We start from the raw sequence: 23,604 nt of genomic DNA, 5'->3' as shown, positions 1-23,604 counted from the left end.
CGCCATGTCCGAATCCCAAGACAAAAACCTGCCCGCCACCGAACGCAAGCTGCAGAAGACGCGTGAAGACGGCCAGGGTGCGCGCTCGCGCGATCTGTCGCATCTGGCCATTCTGGGTACGGGCGCATTGCTGATGCTGATGGGCACGCAGCCCATGATCAATCATCTGCGCGAGGCCATGGCCCGGCAACTCGTGTTCAACGCGGCGGCGGCCAAGACTCCGGCGCTGATGCTGGAGCGCTTTCAGTCCATGCTGTTGCTGGGTCTGGGCATTGCCGTGATCTTTGCCCTGGTGACCACCACGGCCTCGGTGCTGTCCGGCGTGGCTGCCGGTGGCTGGATCTTCAGCTTCAAGCCCATTCAGCCGCGCTTTGGCAAGCTCAACCCCTTGTCGGGTCTCAAGAATCTATTTTCCAAGCAGCAGCTGACTACGGTGGTCAAGATGGTGTTCATGACCATCGTGCTGGGCTTTGTGGCCTGGAAGTACATGAGCGCCAATATTGCCGAGATTGCGTCGGTTTCAGCCCAGCCATCGCCCATGGCGCTTGCCATGGTCGGTTCCTGGCTGACCACGGGCATCACCTTGCTGCTGATCGTGGTGCTGCTGGTGGCCCTGATCGACGTGCCGCTGCAGGACTTTCTCTTCAAGTCACGGCTCAAGATGAGTCATGAAGAAGTCAAGCAGGAGCACAAGGAGTCCGAAGGCAATCCGCAGCTCAAGGGCAAGATCCGCCAGAAACAGCGCGAGATTGCCGACCGGGCCAGCGTCTCGGCCGTGCCGAAAGCCGACTTTGTAGTCACCAATCCCACCCACTATGCCGTGGCGCTGCGCTATGACGACGCCTCCATGGCCGCTCCCCAGGTCATTGCCAAGGGCACGGATCTGGTGGCGCTCAAGATTCGCGAAATCGCGGGCGCGCACCAGATACCGGTGCTGGAGTCGCCCATGCTGGCGCGTGCGCTCTATGCGCATGCCGATCTGGATCAGGCCATTCCTGCCGCGCTCTACACCGCTGTGGCCCAGGTGCTGGCCTATGTCTATCGTCTCAAGGCTGCACTGAGCGGCCAGGGGCCCATGCCCGATGCCCTGGGAGAGCCCCCCGTGCCCGTGGAGCTGGATCCGCACCGTGGCCGCACCCAGCCTGCGGCGGTCGATGCTGCTGCGCAGCAAGAAGGTAATCTGTGATGTCGTCGAATCCTCTGCAACTGTTCCAGAAGTGGTCTGGCTCCAATGCCGGTGCCCTGCAAGGGATGACTGCTCCCATTCTGGTGGTGGCCATTCTGGGTCTGATGGTGTTGCCTGTGCCGCCCTGGCTGCTGGACACCTTCTTCACCCTCAACATTGCCGTGGCGCTGATGGTGATGATGGTGGCGGCCTACATGATCAAGCCACTGGATTTCGCGGCCTTCCCTTCGGTGCTGCTGCTGACCACGTTGATGCGTCTGTCGCTCAACGTGGCATCGACGCGTGTGGTGCTGATGGAGGGCCACACCGGCCCCGGCGCCGCGGGCGCGGTGATCGAGGCCTTCGGCCACTTCCTGATCGGCGGCAACTTTGCCGTGGGTCTGATCGTGTTCAGCATTCTGGTGGTCATCAACTTCGTGGTGATTACCAAGGGTGCCGAGCGCATTGCCGAAGTCTCGGCCCGCTTCACGCTGGACGCGATGCCCGGCAAGCAGATGGCCGTGGATGCCGACCTGAACGCCGGGCTGATCGACGAGAAGGAAGCCAAGCGACGCCGCGCCGAAGTGGGCGAGGAAGCCAATTTCTTCGGCTCCATGGACGGTGCCAGCAAGTTTGTGCGTGGCGACGCGATTGCCGGCATTTTGATTCTGGTGATCAACGTCATCGGCGGCCTGATCATCGGCATGGCCCAGCACGGCCTGTCCGCGGGTCAGGCGGCCGACAGCTACATCCTGCTGGCCGTGGGTGACGCGCTGGTGGCTCAGATTCCTGGTCTGCTGATCTCGGTGGCCTCGGCCATGGTGATCTCGCGTGTTGGCAAGGATTCCGACATGGGCCGCCAGATTGTGCAGCAGCTGTTCATGTCGCCCAAGGTGCTGGGCATCACTGCCGGCGTGATGATCTTGCTGGGTCTGATTCCCGGCATGCCGCATCTGGTGTTCATCAGCATGGGCGCCTTGCTGGGCTGGGGTGCCTGGGTGCTGGACAAGAGGGAAAAGGCCCGTCTGGCCGCCCAAAGCAGTGCCCCTGCTCCTCAGCAGCAGGCTGCGCAAAGTGATGGCGAAGCGACCTGGGACGATCTGCAGCCCGTGGACTTGCTGGGCCTGGAGCTGGGCTACCGCCTGATCGCGCTGGTGGACAAGAGCCGCCAGGGCGATCTGCTGACGCGCATCAAGGGCGTGCGCCGCAAGTTTGCGCAGGAGGTCGGCTTTCTGCCGCCGGCCGTGCATGTGCGCGACAACCTGGAGCTCAAGCCCAGCGCCTATCGCATGACGCTGCGTGGCGTCATGGTGGGCGAGGGCGAAGCCTTCCCCGGCATGTTCCTGGCCATCAACCCCGGCGGCATCACCACGCCGCTGATCGGCACGGCCACGACCGATCCGGCCTTTGGTCTGCCCGCGCACTGGATCGACGAGCGGCAAAAGGAAGCGGCACAAATGGCCGGTTTTACCGTCGTTGATTCGGAAACCGTGATGGCGACGCATTTGTCACACTTGATGCAAGTGCACGCGGCCAAGCTGTTGTCTCGTACCGAGACGCAGCAGCTCGTTGACCATGTGGCCAAGCTGGCCCCCAAACTCATCGAAGAAGTCATCCCGAAAATGGTGCCCATCACAACGTTCCAGAAAGTGCTCCAGCTGCTGCTGGAGGACTCTGTGCACATTCGTGATATCCGCACCATCATCGAGACGCTGGCCGAAAACGCCACGCAGACGACCGACCCGGTGGAGCTGGCGCGTCGCGTGCGCATTGCGCTGTCGCCTGCCATCGTGCAGCAGATCTACGGTCCGACCCGCGAGCTCAATGTGATTGCCATCGAGCCCGGCCTGGAGCGTCTGCTGGTGCAGGCACTGTCGAACCCCAATGCGCCATCGCTGGACCCCGGCGTGGCTGAAATCCTCACACAAAAAGCGGTCGATGTGGCCAACCAACAGGAAGAGCTGGGCCTGCCCGCCTGCCTGCTGGTGCCGGACGCGATCCGCAACTCTCTTGCCAAGCTGCTGCGCCGTGTGGCGCCGCGTCTGCAGGTGCTCGCGCACAGCGAGATTCCCGAGACGCACACCATCCGCATCGGCCCGATTCTTAAAGGTGCAACCGCATGAATATCAAACGCTTTTACGCCCCGACCGCCCGTGAGGCCCTGGCCAAGGCGCGCATGGTTTTTGGCGACGGCACCCTGATTCTCTCCAACCGCCAGACGCCGGACGGAGTGGAAGTCATGGCCACGGCCGAAGAGACCCTTCAGGACATGGATGCCGGCATGCAGACCGGCTCGCCCCTGCAAAAGGCTCTGGAGCGCCGCGCAAGCGACGAAGGCATGAGCCTGCGCAAGGGGCACTCGCCTCTGGCCCCCGCAGCGGCCAGACGCAGCCCGGGCGGTGAAGCCATGAGTACGCTGGAGCATGTGCAGGCGCGCCAGACGGCCAAGGAAGAGCAGGCCCGCGAGATGCAGGTTCAGGCCAAGCCGGTCAAGGCCATCAATGAACTGGCCCAGCATTCCGTGCAGGACGATGTGGAGCAACTGTCCATGAGCACGCTGACTTTCCAGGACTATGTGCGTGAACGCATGCTGCGCCGTCGCCATGAGTCGTCGGTGGACAGCAGCGAAGCGCTGCCCACTTTTGCACAGCGCGTGCAGGAGCGCAATAACGAGCGCCCCGCCATGGCAGCCAAGTCTCAGGCGGCCAGCGCTGCGGTGGTTCGCCACAATCCTCTGCGCCCCGAGAAGATTCAGCTCAAGGAAAGCGCCAGGCCCGCCAGCGTGGCTGCGCCTCAGAACTTCATGCAGGAGATGCAGTCCATGAAGGATCTGATCGAGGAGCGCTTCAATACGCTGACTTGGCTGGGCCAGACGCGTCAGAACCCGATCCAGTCCAGCCTGATGCACAAGCTCATCCGCGCCGGATACTCGCCCGCACTTGCGCGTGCACTGATCGAGAAGCTGCCCGAGACGCTCTCCGCCGGCGACGCCGTGCGCTGGCTGATGCAGGTGCTGGAGCGCAATCTGCGCACCGATGCCGCCCAGCCCGCCATCTACGAGCAAGGCGGGGTGTTTGCCCTGGTCGGCGCGACCGGCGTGGGCAAGACCACGACCACGGCCAAGCTGGCTGCGCTGTGTGCGGCCAAGCACGGTCCCGCCTCCGTGGGCCTGATCACGCTGGATACCTACCGCATCGGTGGTCATGACCAGCTGCGAACCTATGCACGCATGCTGGGAATGGTGGCCCATCAGGCCCATGACAAGGCGGCGTTGCAGGACCTGCTGGGCCTGCTGCAAAGCAAGAAGATGGTGCTGATCGACACCACCGGCGTGGCCCCACGCGATCCGCGCAAGGACGAGATCATGGATGTGCTGGCCATTGACGGCGTGCAGCAGTTGCTGGCTGTCAATGCGGCCGCGCAGGGCGATGCGCAGGACGATGTCATGCAGGCCTTCAAGGCGCGCGGCTCGCAACATGCCATCCTCACCAAGGTCGATGAAGCCGTGAAGGTCGGCCCCTCGGTGGATACGCTGATTCGCCATCAGATCCAGCTGCGCGGCGTGACCAATGGCCAGCGCGTGCCCGAAGACTTCGAGCGCGCCAATGCGCAGCTGCTGGTCTCGGCCTCCATGCGCTCGGCTGCCAAGTCGGCCTTTGATCCTCAGTCGCTGGATCTGGACTTCTTCTTTACCCCTTCGTCCGCCAGCGGCGCAGAGGCTGCCCATGCTTGAGCGCCGCTCGCCCCTGCATCAGGGCATGGCTTTGCATATGAGCGATGCCAGCACCGCCGGCTTGCGCGTGCTGGCCGTGCTGCACAGCACGTCGGGTGCGGCTGCCGAGCAGGCCGTGCTCTGGCCGCTGTGCGCCCAGCTGCAGCGCCTGGGCCAGAAGGTGCTGGTGCTCGACGGCAGCCAGGCCGAATCCTTTCACACGCCGGGTCTTGCCCAACTGCTGGCGAAGCATGCCTGGCAGGCTCAGGCAGGACTGCGCACCAGCGTCGGTGATGCCCAGTCGGTGGCCAGCCTGCCGGCGCGGATGGGCCTCAAGCAGCTCAAGGCCTCGGCCGACGAGATGGGGCTTGACGTGCTGACGGCCCTGCAGGCCTATGTGCGCGGCTACACCACCGTGATCATCTATGCGAGCAGCGAAACCTTGACGCCGCTGCTGCAAGGCCAGGGACTGCAGCCGCTGCTGGTAGTGCCGCCCGACTCCGAGCATCTGCTCGAAAGCTACCGTCAGCTCAAGCATCTGGCCGTGTTTGCCGGTGTGGAATGCACGATTGCCGCGCTGGAAGCGCCGCTGACAGCAGACGGCCCACAGAAATACGACTGGAGCCGCAAGCAGAGCAGCTCGCAGACAGCCAAGCAAAACGCTCAGACACGCCTGCAGCGTCTGAATGCGCTGCTACAGTGTTCGCAGCGCCACCTGGGCGATGCCCCGGTGCTCATGCGCCTGCGCTGGCGCCAGGCCGGCGATCTGCATCAGCTCACGCTGCACATGCTCAAGACGGCCTGCATCCTGCCCATGCATGCCCAGCCCACGGCGGCTGCCGCACCTGAATCTCTTGTCTGGAGCCATTGACTGCCATGTACACCGCCAAAGGCCAACTCGACCGCGACGCGCTGATTCGTCAGCATGTGCCGCTTGTGCGTCGGATTGCCTTGCACATGATCGCCAAACTGCCACCAAACGTCGAGCTGGATGATTTGATCCAGGTCGGCATGATCGGTCTGGCCGAAGCGCTGTCGCGCTTCGAGAGCGAGCAAGGCGTGCAATTCGACACCTTCGCCAGCCAGCGCATCCGTGGCGCCATGCTGGATGAACTGCGCGAAGGCGACTGGATGAGCCGTAGCTCGCGCAAAAGCCAGAAGGAAATCGAGCAGGCACTCAATCGCCTGGAGCAGCGTCTGGGCCGGCCCCCGCTGGAGTCGGAAATCGCGGCCGAACTGGGCATGGCTCTGGACGACTATCAGTCACTGCTGGGCAAGGTACGTGGCACGCAGCTGGTCTATCTCGAGGACATCGGCGGCGTTGACGGCGACGATGGCGACGACTATCTGGAGCGGCATGTGGCCGACTCGGGCGCCGACCCCTTTGCCCTGCTGCGCGACCATCGCATGCGCTCCGCGTTGGTAGAGGCCATCAAGGCCCTGCCGGAGCGTGAGCAATATGTGATGGGCATGTACTACGAGCACGATATGAACCTCAAGGAAATCGCCGCCGTGCTTGGCGTGACCGAATCGCGGGTCTGCCAGCTGCACAGCCAGGCCATCGCCCGCCTGCGCACCAAGATGCGCTCGCATTGATCACTGAAACGGCTCGCCAGGCGCGGGCCGTTCACCACAACAGACGCCGCCGCGCTGGCAGATTGCATCTGCCCACGCGGCGGCTTTGCTTTTGTGACGCAGCCTGGCCGCGTTCTGGTGCTTCGCTATCGATAGCTTGTGGCGTTCTGCGGCATTGGGTTCATGGACGTTCTGATCGATCACCTGTCGTCGTTGCAAGCAAAAAGCCCTGTTGCATCGCTGCAGCAGGGCTTTTTGTTGAGTGGTTTTGCAATCAGTGCATCACATGCGGCTGACCGTCGAACATGTGCTCGAAACTTGCAAGCCAGGGCTCGGCCAGCACGCGAATCTGGGCATCGTTGCGCAAGATGCGCTGCATGATCCGCGCCTTTTCCTTGCGCAGTTCGGGCGCCAGCTTTTCATCGCGCGAGCGAAAGCGCAGCTGCTCGATCAGCACGGCACAAGTGCCCTCATAGCGCGCAACACCATCCCAGTCCTTGGCCTGGGCGGCCTGCAGCATCTTGGCACTGCTCTCCTCTATGGCGCGGTAGAAGTCGATCAATGTGTGCTCCATTTTTTAGGCAGCAGCGGGTGCTGGTGCATTGGTTATTTCATTCCAGCCCTGTGCCACCGTGCTCACAAGGCCTGCGACTTCATCGACCATGCTTGCATCGTTGCGGGCATTGGCCAAGGTCAATTGGGTGGTGCAGTACTCATAGAGCGAGGCCAGGTTGCCGGCCAGCTCGCCCCCTTTTTCGCGGTCCAGCGCGCCCAGAAGGCCCTCCTGCAGAATGCGCACCGCCTTGCCGATATGGCGCACTTTCTCACTGATATCGCCGCGCTCGATCGCACCGCGTGCCGCATTGATGGAGGCAAGCAGGCCATCAAACAGCATCTTGATCAACTGCTGAGGCGATGCGCTGTCCACCATGGATTGCACACCCACCTGACGGTAAGCCGACATTGCGCGCGCATTGGCTGGGGAAAACATCACAAAACTCCTTTGTTGCAGTTTCTCAAATTACTGTTCTTCTTATCGGCCGACTCAGGGGGCAATTAAGTCCTTTCTGCAGGCTTCAACGGCTTAGCTGCTGGACTTGTTCCATGTGGCTACTTGCTGGGCGACATAGTTATCCAAGGCTTTCAGGCTGGCCATCTGCGTATCCAGGCGCGAATACTGGGCGCGCACGCGCGCTTCATAGGCTGTCACACGTGCGGTCTGGCGCTCCTGATCGGCCGTATTGCGCTTCAAGGCATTTTTGAGCGTCTCGTCCTTGGTCGAGAAGGTGCCGCCAGTGGCCAGTAGACCGCTTGTGAAGTCCTTCATGCGCACGGCTAGGCCGTCCTGGTTGGCATCGGCAACATCAGCGGTGAAGAACTTGGACATGCTCTCCGGGTCCTTGAGAGCCTTGTCCAGCTTGGTGTCGTCAATCTTGAGGGTGCCGTCTGTCTGAAAGGCAATTCCCATCTGCGACAGGCTGGTGAACGCGCCACCTTCTCCCCCGGGACCTGAGAGCACACGACGCATCGCAGACTGGAGGTTGATGGCGGTTGAATCGCCTTGCAAGGTGCCAGCCGTCTTGCTGTCCTTGTCATACGCAGTCATGGTCTTCAGGGCGTTGCTGAGTGCGTTATAGGACTCCACCAGATTTTTCAGCGCCGCCTTGGCCGTCGCCGTGTCATTGGCAATGGTGATGCGCACCGGGGCTGCATCTTTTGCTGACTTTTGCGCTACCGTCAGCGTCACGCCCGCTGCCACCTCTTCAAACACATTGGTGTGCGAGGCCATGTCGATGCCGTTGATCTTGGCCAGAGTGTCCTGCGCCTCAACGGAACGCTTCATGGTTGCGTCGGTGCCGTTGTAGGCAAATTGCTGCAGCCCAGCGCCTTCGGCCTCCACCGAGAAGGCGGAGTTCACGCCTGTGGTCTTGGATTGCAGTACCAGGCGCTCGCCTGTGTGATCCTTGAGCACGGTGGCGCTGACATCGCCCTTGGCGGCATTGATCTTGGCTGCAATCTTGGCCAGAGAGTCATCTTCTGCAGTGATGTCCACGCTGAAGCTCACATTCTTGCCGTCCTTGGTATTGGGTGTCAGTCCATTGGCACCATAGGTCCCCATGGAAATGGTCAGCTTGCCAGGCCCCAGAGTGGTGCCGCTTGCCACCAGGCCGGAGCCAATGGTCTGGCCTGCCGCCATCTGCGACACTTCCACGTCATAAGTGGCTTGCACGGCGCTGGAGGTTGCCGTGCCTGTCACTTGTGTAGAGTTGGAAGAGGTCAGCGTATTTCCCAGCCAGGTCGCGGGCTTGGTCAGCTTGTCCAGCTGATCCTGCAGATTGGAGATTTGTGACTTGAGCTGGCTAAAGGCCGAGATCTGGGTATTGATGCCAGTGGCCTTGGTCTGCAGCGCCGCAATGGGCTTTGATTCCAGTGCCACCAATTTCGAAACAATGGTTTCGACTTCCAGGCCGCTGCCAATACCTACTGAGCTGATACCCATACAAAACTCCCTCTGCGCAGGACGGAGGGCGTTTGGCACGCCTGGCCTGCGTCATTGAACAAACGGCGCTTCTCGCGCCGTCTTAATGGACAGTACTACGCATTGTGTTTCGGCAGGCCGAAACAGAACTTGAGTACGAAATGCCAAGTGCCGGTATCAGCCTTGCAGCAGCTTGAGCACTTGCTGTGGCAGCTGATTGGCCTGTGCAACCATGGCTGTGCCGGCCTGCTGCAGAATCTGTGTCCGGCTCAGATTGGCGGTTTCTGCGGCAAAGTCGGCATCCATGATGCGGCTGCGAGAGGCAGAGAGATTTTCCGAGTTGACGCTCAGGTTCTCGACGGTGGTTTCAAAACGGCTTTGCACGGCGCCCAGCGTGGCTCGTGCGCCATTGACCGCCTTCAAGGCTGCGTCCATTGCCAGGATGGCGTTATCGGCATACTCCGCATCCAGCACATTGAGGTCGGAAAAGCCATTCTTTCCCGACTCTGCGCCCGCGAATCCGCGTGTCCCGCCAATATGCTGAGGACTGGACTCGTTGGTGGTGCCAACCGACAGGCCGGTTGCTGCTGCGATGGCGGCGGCATCCGTGGCAGGAGTGGTTTGGGGATTGGGAAGACCAATCGCTACGTCACCAGCGGAGGAGGTCAGAGACAGCGCGCCATTCACGATCGATGCCTGCACCTTGGGAGTGGTGCTGGCTGAATTGATCTGGCTCACGAGGTCGTTGATGCGGTTGCTTGCGCTTTCCTGTGCGGGCAGGCTCAATGTCACGCCATTGATTTGCACGCTTGCGGCAGGCATGCCGCCGGAAGTCACGTTCTTTGCGGCATTGACGCTCAATGTTGCGTTGCCCAGGGCAGAGCCGGCAGATGGCGCAACCACGGCACTGGTGGTTGTGTTGTTGACGATCTCGATCTTGCCATTCACCACACTCACGGATACCGCGTTGGCGCCCAGACCATTGGGAGCGGCTGTGTTCAGTGCTGTCTGAATGCTGGTCGCCAAAGTATCTTTGGCGGTAGCTATTTCAGCTGCCGATGCTGGAGGCGCCCCGACGGCGGCGACGGCTGGCACGTTGACAGCGGTGCCGCCATTGATGGTGAGCGTGAAGGCGCCGTAGGAGCCGTCAGTGGCGGGCTCGCTCAGGCTCCAGCTGGTTTTTGAAGGAACCGTCACTGCCGTTGTGCTGCCGGAGATGCTCGATCCGGTCAGCTTCGAGGGAACTGCCACGCTGTCCCAGGTGCCCAATGCATCCACATTGGCATTCACAATCGAGGAAATATCGATGGTCTGACCTTGGTTAGCGCCGACTTGAAAGGCCATATTGGTAAATGAGCCATCGAGCAGATTGGTGCCGTTGAAGCTGGTTTGCTGGGCGACTCGGGTCACTTCGGCTTTGAGCTGCTGCACTTCCACGTCCAGGGCAGCACGGTCTTCCGCCGAGTTGGTGGCATTGCGCGCCTGAACGGCCAGTTCGCGAATGCGTTGCAGATTGCTGCCCAAGGAGCCCAAGGCACCTTCGGCGGTCTGCGCCAGGGAAATGCCGTCATTGGCATTGCGCATGGCAACCGTGAGGCCGCGCACCTGGGTGGTCATGCGCTCGGAAATGGCCAGACCGGCTGCATCATCCTTGGCACTATTGATGCGCAAGCCCGAGGACAGGCGCTGCATGGAGGTAGCCAGCTGGCTTTGGGACGAGCTCAGATTGCGTTGCGCATTGAGCGACTGGATATTGGTATTGATGATGGCTGCCATGGCGTGTGCTCCTGTTTCAAGCCAGTAAACCGGCGACGTACTAGCCGTTTTCACGACCAGCGACGGCGCTGGCCCACGTGACCGGAAACGCGGACGAAGTCTGGTATTCCGGGTACGAGGATTGTTGGAGCAAGCCATGCAGGACATAAGACCGATAAGAGGCCTAAAGTCCTGCCATTTTTACAATTGGCGGTTACATATAGGATGCAGCAGGACAGCAAAAAGGCCTCCCGAAGGAGGCCTGGCAAGGCGTTGACTGCACCGGCGCATGGCTGGCGCAGCTGCTTGATGCAATTAACGCAGCAGGGACAGCACGCCCTGGGGCAGCTGGTTGGCCTGGGCCACCATGGCGGTACCGGCTTGCTGCAGAATCTGCGAGCGGCTCAGATTGGCGGTTTCTGCAGCAAAGTCTGCATCGGTGATGCGGGACTTGGAGGCGGACAGGTTTTCGCTGTTCACGCTCAGGTTGGAGACCACGGATTCAAAGCGGTTCTGAATGGCACCCAGGTCGGCACGTGCGGAGTTCACGGCCTTGAGAGCGGCGTCCATGGCCAGGATGGTGTCATCTGCACCTTCGGCGGTAGCCACAGAGATATCCTTGAAGCCCGTCTGGGCGGAGCCGGCAACGACCTTTGTGGTCGCTACAGCCAAGCCTGTGCCTGTAGTTGTGCCGGTGACTGCAATATCCTTGTCGGACTTCAAGACCAGTGTGCCATTAACGCTGGAGGCAACGACAGATCCATCCTTAAATTGGCTATTGATAGCAGTAGTCAATTGCGCCACACGGTCGGAATCCGAATAGGCGGCATCAACCACAATATCTTTGCCATTGATTTGCAGAGTACCGGTATTAATTGCTGCGTAATTTGATCCAGCAGTGACGTCTGTCTTTGTGACATAGCTGGCGCCAGCAACTGCCAAAGGTTGAGCGGTCAGCGATTCGTTTTTGATAGAAACAGTACCAGTTCCTGTGGCGCCGGCAGTGGCTGTGACGCCCTTGATGCCTGCATCGTTGATCGCTTTCGTGATGTTCGCAGTCAATTGATCTTGTGCTTGAGCTACGGTGCGGGCGGATGCGCCGAGGCCAGTAACATTCAGCTCTGTACCGCCTACAGTAATTTTGAAATCTGCAAATGCGGCAGAAGCTGCAGCGGCGTCTGCAGGTGCTGCAACGGCAAATGAACCTGCACCTGCGGTTTCAGTGCCTCCCAGCGCGCTGCTATACACCGAGGCAGGCTTGTCAACACTTGTCCAGGTACCCAGTTGATCGATCTTGGAGTTCTGGATGCTATCGATATTGATACGCTGGCCTTGATTGGCGCCAACCTGGAAAGCCTGTGATGTGAAGGAGCCATCCAGCAGCTTGGTGCCGTTGAACGAAGTGTCGGTGGCAACGCGATCGATTTCGCTCTTGAGCTGGTCCACTTCCTTTTGCAGGGCTGCACGGTCTTCGGTGGAGTTGGTGGCATTGCGCGATTGCACAGCCAGTTCACGGATACGCTGCAGGTTGCCGCCGATGGTGCTCAGTGCGCCTTCAGCCGTCTGGGCCAGCGAAACGCCATCATTGGCATTGCGCTGTGCCTGGTTCAGGCCGCGAACCTGGGCGCTCATACGCTCGGCAATGGCCAGGCCGGCTGCATCGTCCTTGGCGCTGTTGATGCGCAGGCCCGAAGACAGACGCTGCATGGAGGTCGACAGCGAAGATTGCGAGGTGCCCAGGTTGCGCTGTGCGTTGAGCGACTGGATATTGGTGTTGATGGTCATTGCCATGATGCGAACTCCTTGATGCGATCAAAACGTCGCCGCCACAGTGACCTGAAATATTCAGGGTGGGCGGCGGCGGCAGCCCAATCCAGCACCCCAGCCTGCAGTTCCTTGATATTTGCTGCTGTGGCTCGCTGGTGACAGGGCTTTGTTTCCCTGTTGAAGCTGTTATCGGAGCCATCCCGTAAAAACTTTAGAGAGTTCTGCAAATATTTTTCGGGATGTAACAAATGCGGGAGCTCTGCATTGCTTGCAGGCTGCCTGAGCCTTCAAGTTGTTGCTTGGCTCGGAATTACCCTACATAACGACCGCTAGCTGCCGATCTAGCTTCCAAACGCCCAGCTTTTTGCGCCTATGGCGGGGCTTCTGCAACTTCACAATCGGCACCATGCTTGTTCTCATCGGTTATATCGTCGCCTTCGGCTGCATCTTCGGCATGTATGTGCTGCACGGCGGCAGCGTGGGCGTTCTTGTCAAGGCGCTGCCGTTCGAGATGGTGACCATTGGCGGTGGCGCCCTGGGCGCTTTTATCGTCAGCAACCAGCCCAAGGTGCTCAAGGCCACGGCCAAGGCGATCCCTTCGGCGCTCAAGCCCTCGCGCTATAACAAGGCTCGTTATATGGAAGTGATGGCGCTTCTGTACGAGCTGCTGCAGAAGGCGCGCAAGGAAGGCCTGATGTCGATCGAGTCCGATGTGGAAGATCCGCAGTCATCGACGGTGTTTCAGAACTACCCGCAGCTGATGGCCGACCACCATGTCGTCGAGTTCCTGACCGACTATCTGCGCATGATGGTTTCGGGCAATCTCAATTCGCATGAGATCGAGGCGCTGATGGACAGCGAAATCGAAGCCCATCATGCCGAGGCCCACGCGCCGGTGATGGCTCTGAATCGTCTGGCGGGCGCCTTGCCGGCCTTCGGCATTATTGCGGCCGTGCTGGGTGTGGTGAACACCATGGCTTTCGTGGGGCGAACCCCCTGCGGTGCTGGGCGGCATGATTGCCTCGGCGCTGGTGGGTACCTTTCTCGGGATTTTGCTGGCCTATGCGCTGGTGGAGCCCATGGCAGCGTTGCTGGAGCAGCGTGCCCAGGATGCGGCCAAGGAGTTCGAGTGCATCAAGGCGACGCTGCTGGCCAGCATGCAGGGCTACAACCCGGGCACGGCCATTGAGTTCGGCCGCAAGGTGCTGTTTTCCACCGAGCGCCCAGGCTTTCTGGAGCTGGAGTCGCACGTCAAGGGTAAGAAGTGATGAGTGCCCGCTCTCGCCAGGATGTAGTAATGGAGCGCTGCCATGGCTGACAAAAAGCTGCAGCCCATCATCATCAAGCGCGTCAAGAAGACCGCCCATGCCCACCATGGTGGTGCCTGGAAGATTGCCTATGCCGACTTTGTGACGGCGATGATGGCCTTCTTCCTGCTGATGTGGCTGCTGGGCTCGACCGCTCAGGGCGAGCTGCAGGGGATTGCCGCGTATTTCAATTCGCCGCTGAAGGTGGCCATGTCGGGCGGCAGCGGTGCGGGTAACAGCTCCAGCATCGTGCCGGGCGGCGGCAACGACTTGTCCAAGGTTCACGGCCAGGTGCGCCGCTCCGAGTCCGAAGACAACGCCAACCGTCGCTCCAGCCAGGCCATGGGCCGGGCCGAAGAGTCCGCACGCGATGCACAGCGTCTGCATGCACTCAAGGCCAAGGTGGACAGCATGATTGCCAATAATGCGCGCCTGAACGAGTATCGCTCGCAGATTCGCACGGAGATCACGCATGACGGCCTGATGATTCAGATCGTCGACGACCAGAACCGCCCCATGTTCGATAGCGGCAGTGCCGTAGTCAAGCCCTATATGCGCGACATCCTGCGCGAGATAGGTGCGGCCATGGGCAATGCGGAAAATCGCATCAGCCTCTCAGGCCACACCGATGCCGCCCCCTACGGCAATGCCGATCGCGGCTATAGCAACTGGGAATTGTCGGCCGACCGCGCCAATGCTTCGCGCCGCGAGCTGGTGGCTGCCGGCATGCCGCTGGACAAGCTGGCGCGTGTAGTGGGCATGTCAAGCAGCGACCTGCTGCTGCCCGAGGAGCCGCGCGCGGCGCAGAATCGCCGCATCACGATTACCGTGCTGACCAAGGAGGCCGAGCGCCGTGTGCTGGGCAATGACAAGGAGCGCAGCACGGAGCAGGTGACCAGTGCCGAGGAGGCTGCCAGCACGATCAATCAACCCAAGGCCCGGCGCGCAGTCCCCAGCGCTGCCGACAAGCAGTCTCTGGATGCCAAGGAAGAGTTTGTTGTAACAAACCCTGAAGTTGCCACGGAGACTGTCGAAAAGCCTGACAATGCACGTCCAATGCCGGGAGGTTGACAAATTGTTACCATCACGGCTGAAAACTTGTTCCCACGCACCTATTCCGACCGAAAGGGCCTCTCGTGGCTAATGCCCTGCGATTTTTGATTGTTGACGACTTCTCCACCATGCGCCGCATCGTGCGCAATCTGCTCAAGGAGAGTGGCTTTGCCGATGCCGATGAAGCCGAAGATGGTGTGGTTGCCATCACCAAGCTGCGTGCTAGCAAGTTCGACTTTGTGGTGACCGACATCAACATGCCGAACATGAACGGCTTTCAGCTGCTCACCGAGATCAAGCAGGATGAAAAGCTCAAGCATCTGCCCGTGCTGATGGTGACTGCCGAAGCCCGCAAGGAAGATATCGTGGCAGCCGCCCAGGGCGGCGCGGCCGGCTATATCGTCAAGCCCTTCACCAAGGCCACGCTGGAAGAGAAGGTCAATCTCATCATCAAGAAACTCGATCTCTGAGCCATGAGCAGCGACCAGGCTTCCGCCAACGTCCACTACAAGATTGGCGTACTCACACGCCAGTTGCATAACTCGCTCAATGAGCTGGGCTATGCGGATCGTTTGCGTGGCAGTGCAGGGGAGCTTCCCGATGCGCAAAGCCGTCTGTCCTATATCGCCCGCTTGACGGGCGAAGCGGCCAACAAGGTGCTGGGCCAGGTTGAGGTGACGCAGAACCGCCAGGATGCGCTGGCCGAGCGTACCCGTGCCATGCGTGCGGAACTCATCAAGGATCCTGTGGCTGCGGTGGCCAAGGGGCGCGTGATGAACTATCTGCAGGAGGTGGAAGAGGGTACGGAGCAGACCAATAGCCATCTGACCGAGATCATGATGGCGCAGGACTTCCATGACCTCACCGGTCAGGTGATTGCGCGTGTGGTGGCGCTGGCGGCCGATCTGGAGTCGCAACTGCTGCAGCTGCTGATCCAGACTTCGCCGGATACTGCCCAGATGCCGGCCCTGGCGCCCGTGGAAGCTGCGCAACCCAAGCTGGCCGGCCCGGTGGTGGATCCCGAAAACACCACCGACGTGGTGACTTCGCAGTCCCAGGTTGATGATCTGCTGGCCAGTCTTGGCTTTTAAAAAATATAGCTGATTGCGCTTTGCAGATAAGCGTTTGAGCCCGAAAAGCCCGATCTTTGAATGGATCGGGCTTTTTTATTGGACGCTGCCAGGAAGGCGGAGCGCAAAAAGCCCGCATGTCATCACAACATGCGGGCAAGCCTTGGAGGGCAATCTGCCTTTTGAGCGGTGTGCGGCGTTGCGCCGATCACACCTGCATATTCATTACATCGGAGTAGGCCTGCACCAGGCGGTTGCGCACATGCAGCGTGGCCTGAAAGCCGATCTGCGATTTTTGCATGGCCACCATGGTCTGCTCAAGGCTGACGGCGGGGTTTTCCAGCTGCACTTCGCGCTGCAGCTGGCCGGAATGGTTTTGAGCGGCGCTCACCGATTGCAGTGCATTTTGCAAAGCCTGACCGAAGCCGCCGGCCACGGGCGCAGTGCCGGCGCTGCCGACCTTGGTGAGCTGGTTGCCCAGCTGGGCGGGGTTGATTGCTGGGATCTTCAGGTCCATATATTTATCCAACTGGCTTGGTGAGTTGGAGGTGATCGTAGGTTTTTCGCTTGATCGCAGACGGGCAATAAGTGGGTGAATCGGCTTGCTTATCGGGGGAACGCCACCGGCCCGAGTCCGAATAATCCACTGGACGCTAGACCTCGTGTGGGGTCTGACACCATGGAATCAAGATGTCTGCTGTAGCTGAAGTACCTGTCCCCAATGCCGTGCCCGGTGCCACGTATGCGCCCCGCCCTGCGCTTGCGCAGCGCTGGAATGCGCTCGACCGTGGCCAACGTCTTCGCTGGGGCGCGCTGGCGGCCCTGGTCGCTGTAGGCCTGGTGGCGGCGGCGGTGTTCTATCGCCAGCCTGATTACAAGCTTCTGTTTTCCAACGTCAGCGACAAGGATGGCGGTGCCATCGTGGCGCAGCTGACGCAGATGAACGTGCCCTACAAGTACAGCGAGGGTGGCGGCGCCATTCTCATCCCCGCAGACCGTGTGCACGATGTACGCCTGAAGCTGGCCACGCAAGGCCTGCCCAAGGGCTCGGTGACGGGCTTCGAGCTGATGGAGAACAGCAAGTTCGGCATCACCCAGTTTCAGGAACGCCTCAATTTCCAACGCGGCCTGGAAGGCGAGCTGACCCGCTCCATCCTCGCGCTCAATGCCGTGCAGAGTGCTCGCGTGCATCTGGCCCTGCCCAATCAGAATGGATTTTTTCGCGAGCAGCAAAAGCCTTCGGCTTCCGTGCTGCTGAGCCTGCATCCGGGTCGCATGCTGGACCGTGCGCAGATCGCGGGCATCGTGCATCTGGTGGCTTCCAGCGTGCCCGAGATGGAGCCGTCGGCCGTCAGCGTGGTGGACGACACCGGCAAGCTGCTGTCGCAGTCACCTGACGGCAACGCAGGCGGCGTGGACATGCAGCAGTTCCTCTATACCCAGCAGGTGGAGCAGCAATATGTGCGCCGCATTCTGGACATTCTGGAGCCCGTGGTCGGCAAGAACAATGTGAAGGCCCAGGTTTCGGCCGAGCTGGACTTCAGCCAGACCGAATCGACTTCCGAGCAGCATCGTCCCAATCAGTCCACCGACGGCGGGGCCGTGCGCAGCCAGCAGGTGATGGAAACCAATGGCGAGAAGACCGCCACTCCACCCACCGGCGTGCCTGGCGCGACCAGCAACCAGCCACCGCAGAACTCCACCGCACCCATCAACGGCGCCAATCCTGCGCCGCAGGCCGCTGGTGCAGGCCAGGGCAACGGCCAGGGCAACAAGCGCGAGTCCATCACCAATTACGAAGTGGACAAGACTGTCAAGGTCACACGCGGCAGCACCGGCACCGTCAAGCGCCTGACGGCTGCGGTGGTGGTCAATGCACCGCTGGCCGCTGCGGCAGGTACCGATGCCGCGACAGCGGCTGCGGCAGCCGCTGTCAGCTCTGGCCTGCGTCCGCTGACGGCGCAGCAGCAGGAGCAACTGCTCACGCTGGTGCGTGAAACCGTGGGCTATAGCGCCGACCGAGGCGACTCGGTGAATCTGGTCAGCGCTCCCTTCATGGACAGCGGCGCGGCACCGGCCGAGCTGCCGATGTGGAAGGACCCCGAAATTCAGGCCATGGCCAAGAGCCTGGGCGTGCCGATTGCGCTGGCTCTGTTTGGTGCCCTGGTTCTGCTGGGCCTGGTGCGCCCCTTGCTCAAGGGACGCAATACCGGCCCCGGCGCTCAGCTCAATGCCATTGAAGCCGAGGCGCTGGATAGACCTGCTCTGCCTGCACCTGCGAAGGAGCTGTCGCCGACCAAGGAGCAGGAACGACTGGATCAGGCCCGTCATCTGGCCAAGCAGAACCCGATCGCGGTGGCGAACATCGTGAAGACATGGATTAACGGTGAGGGGTGACGAAGTCGCCCCCTGAGGCGCGTTGCGCCTTCCCCCTCTCTCTTTGGGAGGGGGACGATGCCCTCGCTGCGGGGGCGGCCCTTGCTCGGCATCCCTGGCATGGGACGGTTGAATAACTAGTAGAGAGTTTTGAATATGGACGATAGAGGTCTGAACGACGCTGCCATCTTGCTGGTCTCCCTCGGTGAGGAAGAGGCGGCCGAGGTGTTCAAGCACCTCACGCCCAAGGAAGTGCAGAAGCTGGGCGAGACGATTGCCCGCATGCGTGGCGTGACGCGGGAAAAGGTGGATTTCGTGATCGACCGCTTCACCAGCGATGCTGCGTCGCAGAGTCTGCTGGTCGACGATGCCAGCGACTATGTGCGCTCGGTGCTCAAGCGTGCGCTGGGCGATGACAAGGCGGCGCTGCTGATCGACCGCATCATGCAGGGCGGCGATATCTCGGGCATCGAAAGCCTGAAGTGGATGGATCCGCTGTCGGTGGCCGAGCTGCTGCGCGGCGAGCATCCGCAGATCGTGGCCGCGATTCTGGTGCACCTGGAGTATGAGCAGGCCGCTGCCGTGCTGATGCAGTTCCCCGACCGCGCACGCAGCGAGGTCATGCTGCGCGTGGCCACGCTGGAAGGCATCCAGCCCACGGCACTCAAGGACTTGAACGAAGTGCTGTTCAAGGTGCTGGCGGGGGGCGACAAGGTGCGCAAGACCTCGCTGGGCGGCGTCAAGACCGCAGCCGAAATGCTCAATCAGATGGGCGGCAATGCCGATGTGGCGGTGCTCGATACCATCCGCAACTACGACCCTGAGCTGGCACAGAAGATCATGGACAAGATGTTCGTCTTCGACGATCTGGTCAAGCTCGACGACCGCTCTGTGCAGCTGGTGCTGCGCGAGGTGGTGTCCGAGACGCTGATCGTGGCGCTCAAGGGCGGCTCCATGGAGGTGCGCGACAAGATTCTGGCCAATATGTCCATGCGTGCGGCCGAGTCGCTGCGCGAGGACCTGGAAGGCCGCGGCCCCATGCGTCTGTCCGAAGTGGAAGCCCAGCAGAAGGAAATCCTCAAGGTCGTGCGTCGTCTGGTCGAGGAAGGCCAGGTAACCATCGGCTCTGGCCCGGAGGACAGCTATGTCTAAGGGCCAGCCTCCGCGCTCGCACTCGCGCTTTATCCCGCAGGAAGAGATCGACGACAGCACCGTGGTGCAATGGCGCTTCGGTGCGGTGGACGCGCAGGATCGCGGCGTCTTCGCGCCCGCACAGCAAGCGGCCTTCATACCGGCGGGGGTAGAGCATTTCAACGGTTTTTCCCCCTCTATTGCTCATCAGCCGCAGGCGCAGCCAGAAGTGCAGGCGGTGGAGCCGGTGGAGCCAGCCGAGCCGGCTTTCGACGAAGAGCAGCTGCAGCAGATGCTGGAGCAGGCACGCGCCGAGGGCCATGCACAGGGCCTGGCCGAAGGCCGCACCCAGACGCAGCAGCAATGGCAGCAGCACCTTGACGACCATATCAACGGCGCGGGCCGCGAGAGTGCTCAACGTGTCGACGGTGTGTTGCGGGGCCTGGAAGACAACTTCAAGCAGCTGCAGTCGGGCATGGCCCAGGAGCTGCTGAATCTGGCCTGCGACATCGCACGTCAGGTGGTGCGCCAGGAGCTGCGCAGCCAGCCCCAGGCCTTGCTGCCCGTAATTCGCGAAGCGCTGGACATGCTGGTCGACGAGAGTCGCCCGGTAACCGTGCGTCTGAATCCAGCCGACTTTGAACTGCTCGACGAAGCCCTGCGCGCCGAGCATGGTGCGCACAGCCGTATCCAGTGGCTGGGCGATGCCTCGATTGCCCCTGGCGATGTCAAGGTGGAGTCGGGTGGTGCCGAGATCGACGGCGGCCTGGGCAAGCGCTGGCGTCGTGCCGTGGCGGCTCTGGGCCTGGTCTCCACCTGGTATGACGGAGACAAGGCATGAACCCCTGGCAGCAGTTCATGAGCCAGGCGCGCGCACGCTATGCCGAGCCTGTGCCGCTGGAATGCCAGGGCCGTCTGACCCGGCTGACCGGCATGGTGCTGGAGGCTTCGGGGCTGCGTGTGCCAGTGGGGGCGCAATGCCATATTCATCAGCACGGGCAGGAGCCTGTGCTGGCCGAGGTGGTCGGATTTGCCGGCGAGCGCGCCTTTCTGATGCCTGCGGGCGATATTCAGGGTTTGTCCAGCGGTGCCATGGTGACGCCGGCAGCCCCCTTTGTTCCCGTGCCCCAGCTGGGCGTGGTGGAGACCGAGAAAGTCAGCCAGACCGTGGGTGTGCTGCGTCTGCCCATGGGGGATGGCTTGCTGGGGCGGGTGGTGGATTCGCAAGGCATTCCGCTGGACCATGCGGGCGAGCTGGGCAGCGTGGTGCCCGAGGTGCTGGATCGCAACCCCATCAACGCCATGGATCGGGACCCCGTGCGCGAGTCGCTGGATACCGGTGTCAAGGCGCTGAACGCGCTGCTGACCGTGGGGCGTGGCCAGCGTCTGGGTCTGTTTGCCGGCTCGGGTGTTGGCAAGTCCGTGTTGCTGGGCATGATGGCGCGCTACACCCAGGCCGATGTGATCGTGGTGGGCCTGATCGGCGAGCGTGGCCGCGAGGTCAAGGAGTTCGTCGAGGACATCCTGGGTGCCCAGGACCGCAGCCGTGCGGTGGTGGTGGCCGCCCCCGCTGATGCGCCGCCGCTGCTGCGCATGCAGGGCGCCAGCTACGCCACGGCGATTGCCGAACATTTCCGCGACAAGGGCAAGCATGTGCTGCTGCTCATGGATTCGCTGACCCGCTATGCCATGGCTCAGCGCGAAATCGCCCTGGCCATCGGCGAGCCGCCGGCCACCAAGGGCTATCCGCCCTCTTGCTTTGCCAAGCTGCCCGCGCTGGTGGAGCGCAGCGGCAACGGTCTGCATGGCGTGGGCTCGATCACGGCCTTCTATACCGTGCTGTCCGAAGGTGACGATCAGCAGGATCCGATTGCCGATGCGGCCCGCGCCATTCTCGACGGTCACGTCGTGCTCTCGCGGGCCCTGGCCGAGACCGGGCATTACCCGGCCATCGATATCGAACAGTCGGCTTCGCGCGTCATGCACAACGTTGTTTCGCGCGAGCATTTCGAGTTGGCACGTCGCTTTCGCGCCGTCTATTCGCGCTACCAGAAGGGGCGTGATCTGGTGCAGGTCGGTGCCTATGTGCCGGGATCCGATCCGCAACTGGACGAGGCGATTGCGCTGCAGCCCGCCATGACCGGGTTTCTGCAGCAAAGCATGTTTGAAAGCTCCAGCATGGAGCAAAGCCTTGCCGGCATGGCGCAAGCCATGCAGCAGGGCTGAGCATCAACGGGTTAGCCAGAGGGAGAGTCGCAGATGTCGTCCTTGAATGCCTTGAACGTCGCCATTGAAGCTGCAGAACGCAAGCGTGACGCGGCCCGCACCGCCATGCAGGAGCGCCAGCGCGCCCAGCAGGCGGCGCAGGCCCAGATGGATCAGCTGCAGGGCTATGTCCTTGAGATGCAGGCGCGCTGGGGAGCCCAGGAAGGGCTGGCCGTGCAGCCCGAAGTCATGCATCACCAGTATCAGTTCATGGAGCGCCTGCAGCACGCCATCGGCTTGCAGACCCGGGTCGTGGCCGATCAGGACATTCGCCTGGAGACCTCGCGTCAGGCCCTGCTGGCGGCCGAGCTGCGCGTGACCAGCCTGCAGAAAGTGGTGCAGGCCCGCCGCCGTGATGTGGCACTGGCCCAGATGCGGCGCGAGCAAAAAGATACCGACGAGCGCGCCACCATGGCATTTTTTCGACGCAGCTTCGGTCTGCAGTTCCAGGAGGCCTGAGCATGGCGGAAACCAGAATTGACGGCCCGCGCGGCGGCGAAGCGCGCACCGGCAAGGCCATGGCGCAGTCCATGAGTTCGGCCAAAAGTGCTGCGGCGGCAGGCGAGTCCGGCCAGGGATTTTCATCGCTGCTGGCATCGCTGGACGGATTCGTGACTGCAGGCCTGCCTCAGACGGCGCTGCAGACCGCCGAGGTGTCGGACGCGAAGCTGGCACCAGGCGAGCAGGATGCGCTGCTGATCGCTCAAGGCCATGCGCCGTGGATGAGCCTGGTCGGGCAGACCGCCCAACTGGATGGACAGGGGGACGCAGATCTGCGCCAGGGCGTAGCCACCGACTTTCTTTCAGGCAGAGGCCATGCCGCGCAGCTGGCCCATCGCCAGGCTTTGCAGCCCGGGTCCGAGCAGGCGCATGCTGCATTCATGGGCAAGGATTTGCAATCAAATCAGGCTCAAACGTACACAACACAGGTGCAAGCAGCTATTAATTCTGATGGAGCTGCCTTGCCGCAGCAGCAGGATGCAGCCGCGCAGGGGCAGGACAGCGGGCACAGCGCACTGGCTTCGGTGACTGAAGAGGCACCTGCTGCGCGCGTCGAGCCAGCTGTGCACAAGGCGCAGGCCTTGCCGCAGCAAGGCATCAGCCTGCAGGGCATGACTGCCGTGCAGCCGCAGGCCCTGGAAGGTCTCAAGGATTTGCTGCGTGCGGCCCGCTCGCCCCAGCAGGATGAAGCTGCGCCACAGGGCAAGACGGCGGCAGTGCAGGGCGGGGCCGACCTGCAGGCTGCAGCGGCTGCCGTCGGGGCAGCCATGGGGGCGGCGAGCGCCGGCATGCAGGGCGGCGGCCAGAACAGCTCCGACTTCGGCCAGAGCCTGGCGGGGCAGGATGCCGCACCTACAGAGCGTGAGCAGGAGGTGTCCGAGCAGGTGGCCTTCTGGGTGCATCAGAAAACGCAGAATGCCGCGCTGTCGATCCAGCATGAGGGCAAGGCTATCCAGGTCCAGGTGCAGCTGAACGGCCAGGAGGCTCATGTGCGCTTTGCCGCGGGCGATGAGCAGGCACGCCAGTTGCTGGCCGACGGCCAGGCCCAGCTGCGCGAGCTTTTGCAGGCCCAGGGGCTGAATCTGAGCGGCGTCAGTGTGGATGGGGGCGGTGCAGGCGCCCGGTCCGGGGACGACAGCCAGGGCGAGGACGCACGGCGCGGCCAGGCCAGGGTGGCCCGGGTTTCGGTCAATGCTGCCGAGCTGCCCATGGGAGCGGCCGGTGCGCGCAATGGCGCGCGGCCGGTGCAGTCCGGTGTGGACCTTTTCGTGTAAATGATCAGAGCCGGCTCACGGAAACGGTGAGCCGGACAGGGCGCGAAACCCGGAATGAAGCCGGGTTTCGCGCTTTTATTCGGGCAATGGTCTGCAGGGCGGGCGGCGAATAATTCAGGCGTGGATCTTCCGTGTCGCGGCAATGGCTGCGAGGTGGATGCAGTCCCCCACTCT

At 61.9% G+C, this 23,604-nt stretch carries 20 protein-coding genes and 1 pseudogene; 15 read left to right on the top strand and 6 right to left on the bottom strand.

From position 1 onward, the window contains the following. Window positions 1-4: 4 nt before the first annotated feature. From flhB to CTATCC11996_RS15805, 5 genes are read left to right on the top strand one after another with little or no spacing between them, the layout of a single operon-like run. Window positions 5-1,186, top strand: a complete 1,182-nt coding sequence (gene flhB / locus CTATCC11996_RS15825; protein WP_003077971.1) for a flagellar biosynthesis protein FlhB — start codon at window positions 5-7, stop codon at window positions 1,184-1,186. Continuing rightward, entirely contained in the window at window positions 1,186-3,288 is a 2,103-nt protein-coding gene (gene flhA, locus CTATCC11996_RS15820) for a flagellar biosynthesis protein FlhA (RefSeq protein WP_003077969.1), read from the top strand. Before flhB ends, flhA begins: the two co-directional genes overlap by 1 nt. Continuing rightward, window positions 3,285-4,898 (top strand): flagellar biosynthesis GTPase FlhF, encoded by a 1,614-nt coding sequence (flhF, locus tag CTATCC11996_RS15815; RefSeq protein ID WP_003077966.1) that lies wholly within the window; start codon window positions 3,285-3,287, stop codon window positions 4,896-4,898. Before flhA ends, flhF begins: the two co-directional genes overlap by 4 nt. Continuing rightward, window positions 4,891-5,748, top strand: coding sequence for a hypothetical protein (locus tag CTATCC11996_RS15810; RefSeq protein WP_003077964.1), 858 nt, complete (start codon window positions 4,891-4,893; stop codon window positions 5,746-5,748). Before flhF ends, CTATCC11996_RS15810 begins: the two co-directional genes overlap by 8 nt. 5 nt (window positions 5,749-5,753) lie before the next feature. Further along, window positions 5,754-6,473 (top strand): RNA polymerase sigma factor FliA, encoded by a 720-nt coding sequence (locus CTATCC11996_RS15805; RefSeq protein WP_003077962.1) that lies wholly within the window; start codon window positions 5,754-5,756, stop codon window positions 6,471-6,473. Window positions 6,474-6,726: 253 nt separating this feature from the next. On the opposite strand, the gene CTATCC11996_RS15800 is transcribed toward CTATCC11996_RS15805, so the two are convergent. The 5 genes from CTATCC11996_RS15800 to CTATCC11996_RS15780 all read right to left on the bottom strand — a co-directional run bounded on the left by CTATCC11996_RS15800 (window position 6,727) and on the right by CTATCC11996_RS15780 (window position 12,477). Further along, a complete protein-coding gene (locus CTATCC11996_RS15800) occupies window positions 6,727-7,026 on the bottom strand; it encodes a flagellar protein FliT (protein WP_003059178.1) in 300 nt (99 codons plus the stop codon). Between the two features lie 3 nt (window positions 7,027-7,029). Then, window positions 7,030-7,443 carry a flagellar export chaperone FliS gene (fliS, locus tag CTATCC11996_RS15795; protein ID WP_003077960.1) on the bottom strand — a complete coding sequence of 138 codons (414 nt, stop codon included), beginning with the start codon at window positions 7,441-7,443 and terminating at the stop codon, window positions 7,030-7,032. Between the two features lie 93 nt (window positions 7,444-7,536). Beyond that, entirely contained in the window at window positions 7,537-8,952 is a 1,416-nt protein-coding gene (gene fliD, locus CTATCC11996_RS15790) for a flagellar filament capping protein FliD (RefSeq protein ID WP_003077958.1), read from the bottom strand. Window positions 8,953-9,108: 156 nt separating this feature from the next. Next, window positions 9,109-10,707: a flagellin N-terminal helical domain-containing protein gene (locus CTATCC11996_RS15785; protein ID WP_003077957.1), complete on the bottom strand. Its 1,599-nt coding sequence runs from the start codon at window positions 10,705-10,707 to the stop codon at window positions 9,109-9,111. Window positions 10,708-11,001: 294 nt separating this feature from the next. Continuing rightward, complete coding sequence (locus CTATCC11996_RS15780) at window positions 11,002-12,477, bottom strand: flagellin N-terminal helical domain-containing protein (RefSeq protein WP_003077955.1); 1,476 nt, start codon at window positions 12,475-12,477, stop codon at window positions 11,002-11,004. Window positions 12,478-12,859: 382 nt separating this feature from the next. Between CTATCC11996_RS15780 and motA the strand changes: the two are divergent. The 4 genes and pseudogenes from motA (at window position 12,860) to CTATCC11996_RS15760 (ending at window position 15,904) form a co-directional block, all read left to right on the top strand. Continuing rightward, window positions 12,860-13,721, top strand: a pseudogene (gene motA / locus CTATCC11996_RS15775) (flagellar motor stator protein MotA). A 42-nt stretch (window positions 13,722-13,763) separates the two neighbouring features. Further along, window positions 13,764-14,831, top strand: a complete 1,068-nt coding sequence (motB, locus tag CTATCC11996_RS15770; RefSeq protein ID WP_003077950.1) for a flagellar motor protein MotB — start codon at window positions 13,764-13,766, stop codon at window positions 14,829-14,831. Window positions 14,832-14,896: 65 nt separating this feature from the next. After that, the gene (gene cheY / locus CTATCC11996_RS15765; RefSeq protein ID WP_003059161.1) at window positions 14,897-15,283 is read left to right on the top strand and encodes a chemotaxis response regulator CheY; all 387 of its coding nucleotides are present in this window, start codon (window positions 14,897-14,899) and stop codon (window positions 15,281-15,283) included. A gap of 3 nt (window positions 15,284-15,286) precedes the next feature. Further along, window positions 15,287-15,904 (top strand): protein phosphatase CheZ, encoded by a 618-nt coding sequence (locus tag CTATCC11996_RS15760; RefSeq protein WP_003077948.1) that lies wholly within the window; start codon window positions 15,287-15,289, stop codon window positions 15,902-15,904. A 187-nt stretch (window positions 15,905-16,091) separates the two neighbouring features. On the opposite strand, the gene fliE is transcribed toward CTATCC11996_RS15760, so the two are convergent. Further along, a complete protein-coding gene (gene fliE / locus CTATCC11996_RS15755) occupies window positions 16,092-16,400 on the bottom strand; it encodes a flagellar hook-basal body complex protein FliE (protein WP_003065477.1) in 309 nt (102 codons plus the stop codon). A gap of 173 nt (window positions 16,401-16,573) precedes the next feature. Between fliE and fliF the strand changes: the two genes are divergently transcribed. The 6 genes from fliF to CTATCC11996_RS15725 all read left to right on the top strand — a co-directional run bounded on the left by fliF (window position 16,574) and on the right by CTATCC11996_RS15725 (window position 23,430). Continuing rightward, entirely contained in the window at window positions 16,574-18,280 is a 1,707-nt protein-coding gene (gene fliF / locus CTATCC11996_RS15750) for a flagellar basal-body MS-ring/collar protein FliF (protein WP_003077946.1), read from the top strand. A 135-nt stretch (window positions 18,281-18,415) separates the two neighbouring features. Beyond that, on the top strand, window positions 18,416-19,411 hold the full coding sequence (gene fliG / locus CTATCC11996_RS15745) for a flagellar motor switch protein FliG (RefSeq protein ID WP_003059149.1): 996 nt from the start codon (window positions 18,416-18,418) through the stop codon (window positions 19,409-19,411). Further along, window positions 19,404-20,231 (top strand): FliH/SctL family protein, encoded by an 828-nt coding sequence (locus CTATCC11996_RS15740; RefSeq protein WP_003077944.1) that lies wholly within the window; start codon window positions 19,404-19,406, stop codon window positions 20,229-20,231. The genes fliG and CTATCC11996_RS15740 overlap by 8 nt, the downstream gene beginning before the upstream one ends. Beyond that, window positions 20,228-21,616 (top strand): flagellar protein export ATPase FliI, encoded by a 1,389-nt coding sequence (gene fliI / locus CTATCC11996_RS15735; protein WP_003077942.1) that lies wholly within the window; start codon window positions 20,228-20,230, stop codon window positions 21,614-21,616. The genes CTATCC11996_RS15740 and fliI overlap by 4 nt, the downstream gene beginning before the upstream one ends. A 33-nt stretch (window positions 21,617-21,649) precedes the next feature. Further along, window positions 21,650-22,114: a flagellar export protein FliJ gene (fliJ, locus tag CTATCC11996_RS15730; protein ID WP_003077940.1), complete on the top strand. Its 465-nt coding sequence runs from the start codon at window positions 21,650-21,652 to the stop codon at window positions 22,112-22,114. 2 nt (window positions 22,115-22,116) lie between these two features. Next, entirely contained in the window at window positions 22,117-23,430 is a 1,314-nt protein-coding gene (locus CTATCC11996_RS15725) for a flagellar hook-length control protein FliK (protein ID WP_003077938.1), read from the top strand. The last annotated feature ends 174 nt before the right edge of the window (window positions 23,431-23,604 follow it).

Source organism: Comamonas testosteroni ATCC 11996, from assembly GCF_000241525.1.
Taxonomy (GTDB): Bacteria; Pseudomonadota; Gammaproteobacteria; order Burkholderiales; family Burkholderiaceae_C; genus Comamonas; species Comamonas testosteroni.
Note: the sequence above shows the minus strand (reverse complement) of the source record. Positions and strands in the feature narration are given on the sequence as shown.

Excerpts from the sequence above, each read along its gene's own strand:
- fliD (WP_003077958.1), bottom strand. The coding sequence starts at position 8,952 with ATGGGTATCAGCTCAGTAGGTATTGGCAGCGGCCTGGAAGTCGAAACC.
- fliG (WP_003059149.1), top strand. The coding sequence starts at position 18,416 with ATGGACGATAGAGGTCTGAACGACGCTGCCATCTTGCTGGTCTCCCTC.
- CTATCC11996_RS15725 (WP_003077938.1), top strand. The coding sequence starts at position 22,117 with ATGGCGGAAACCAGAATTGACGGCCCGCGCGGCGGCGAAGCGCGCACC.
- CTATCC11996_RS15800 (WP_003059178.1), bottom strand. The coding sequence starts at position 7,026 with ATGGAGCACACATTGATCGACTTCTACCGCGCCATAGAGGAGAGCAGT.
- CTATCC11996_RS15760 (WP_003077948.1), top strand. The coding sequence starts at position 15,287 with ATGAGCAGCGACCAGGCTTCCGCCAACGTCCACTACAAGATTGGCGTA.
- motB (WP_003077950.1), top strand. The coding sequence starts at position 13,764 with ATGGCTGACAAAAAGCTGCAGCCCATCATCATCAAGCGCGTCAAGAAG.
- fliJ (WP_003077940.1), top strand. The coding sequence starts at position 21,650 with ATGTCGTCCTTGAATGCCTTGAACGTCGCCATTGAAGCTGCAGAACGC.
- fliF (WP_003077946.1), top strand. The coding sequence starts at position 16,574 with ATGTCTGCTGTAGCTGAAGTACCTGTCCCCAATGCCGTGCCCGGTGCC.
- CTATCC11996_RS15805 (WP_003077962.1), top strand. The coding sequence starts at position 5,754 with ATGTACACCGCCAAAGGCCAACTCGACCGCGACGCGCTGATTCGTCAG.
- fliS (WP_003077960.1), bottom strand. The coding sequence starts at position 7,443 with ATGTTTTCCCCAGCCAATGCGCGCGCAATGTCGGCTTACCGTCAGGTG.
- flhF (WP_003077966.1), top strand. The coding sequence starts at position 3,285 with ATGAATATCAAACGCTTTTACGCCCCGACCGCCCGTGAGGCCCTGGCC.
- fliI (WP_003077942.1), top strand. The coding sequence starts at position 20,228 with ATGAACCCCTGGCAGCAGTTCATGAGCCAGGCGCGCGCACGCTATGCC.
- flhB (WP_003077971.1), top strand. The coding sequence starts at position 5 with ATGTCCGAATCCCAAGACAAAAACCTGCCCGCCACCGAACGCAAGCTG.
- CTATCC11996_RS15740 (WP_003077944.1), top strand. The coding sequence starts at position 19,404 with ATGTCTAAGGGCCAGCCTCCGCGCTCGCACTCGCGCTTTATCCCGCAG.
- fliE (WP_003065477.1), bottom strand. The coding sequence starts at position 16,400 with ATGGACCTGAAGATCCCAGCAATCAACCCCGCCCAGCTGGGCAACCAG.
- CTATCC11996_RS15810 (WP_003077964.1), top strand. The coding sequence starts at position 4,891 with ATGCTTGAGCGCCGCTCGCCCCTGCATCAGGGCATGGCTTTGCATATG.
- flhA (WP_003077969.1), top strand. The coding sequence starts at position 1,186 with ATGTCGTCGAATCCTCTGCAACTGTTCCAGAAGTGGTCTGGCTCCAAT.
- CTATCC11996_RS15780 (WP_003077955.1), bottom strand. The coding sequence starts at position 12,477 with ATGGCAATGACCATCAACACCAATATCCAGTCGCTCAACGCACAGCGC.
- CTATCC11996_RS15785 (WP_003077957.1), bottom strand. The coding sequence starts at position 10,707 with ATGGCAGCCATCATCAATACCAATATCCAGTCGCTCAATGCGCAACGC.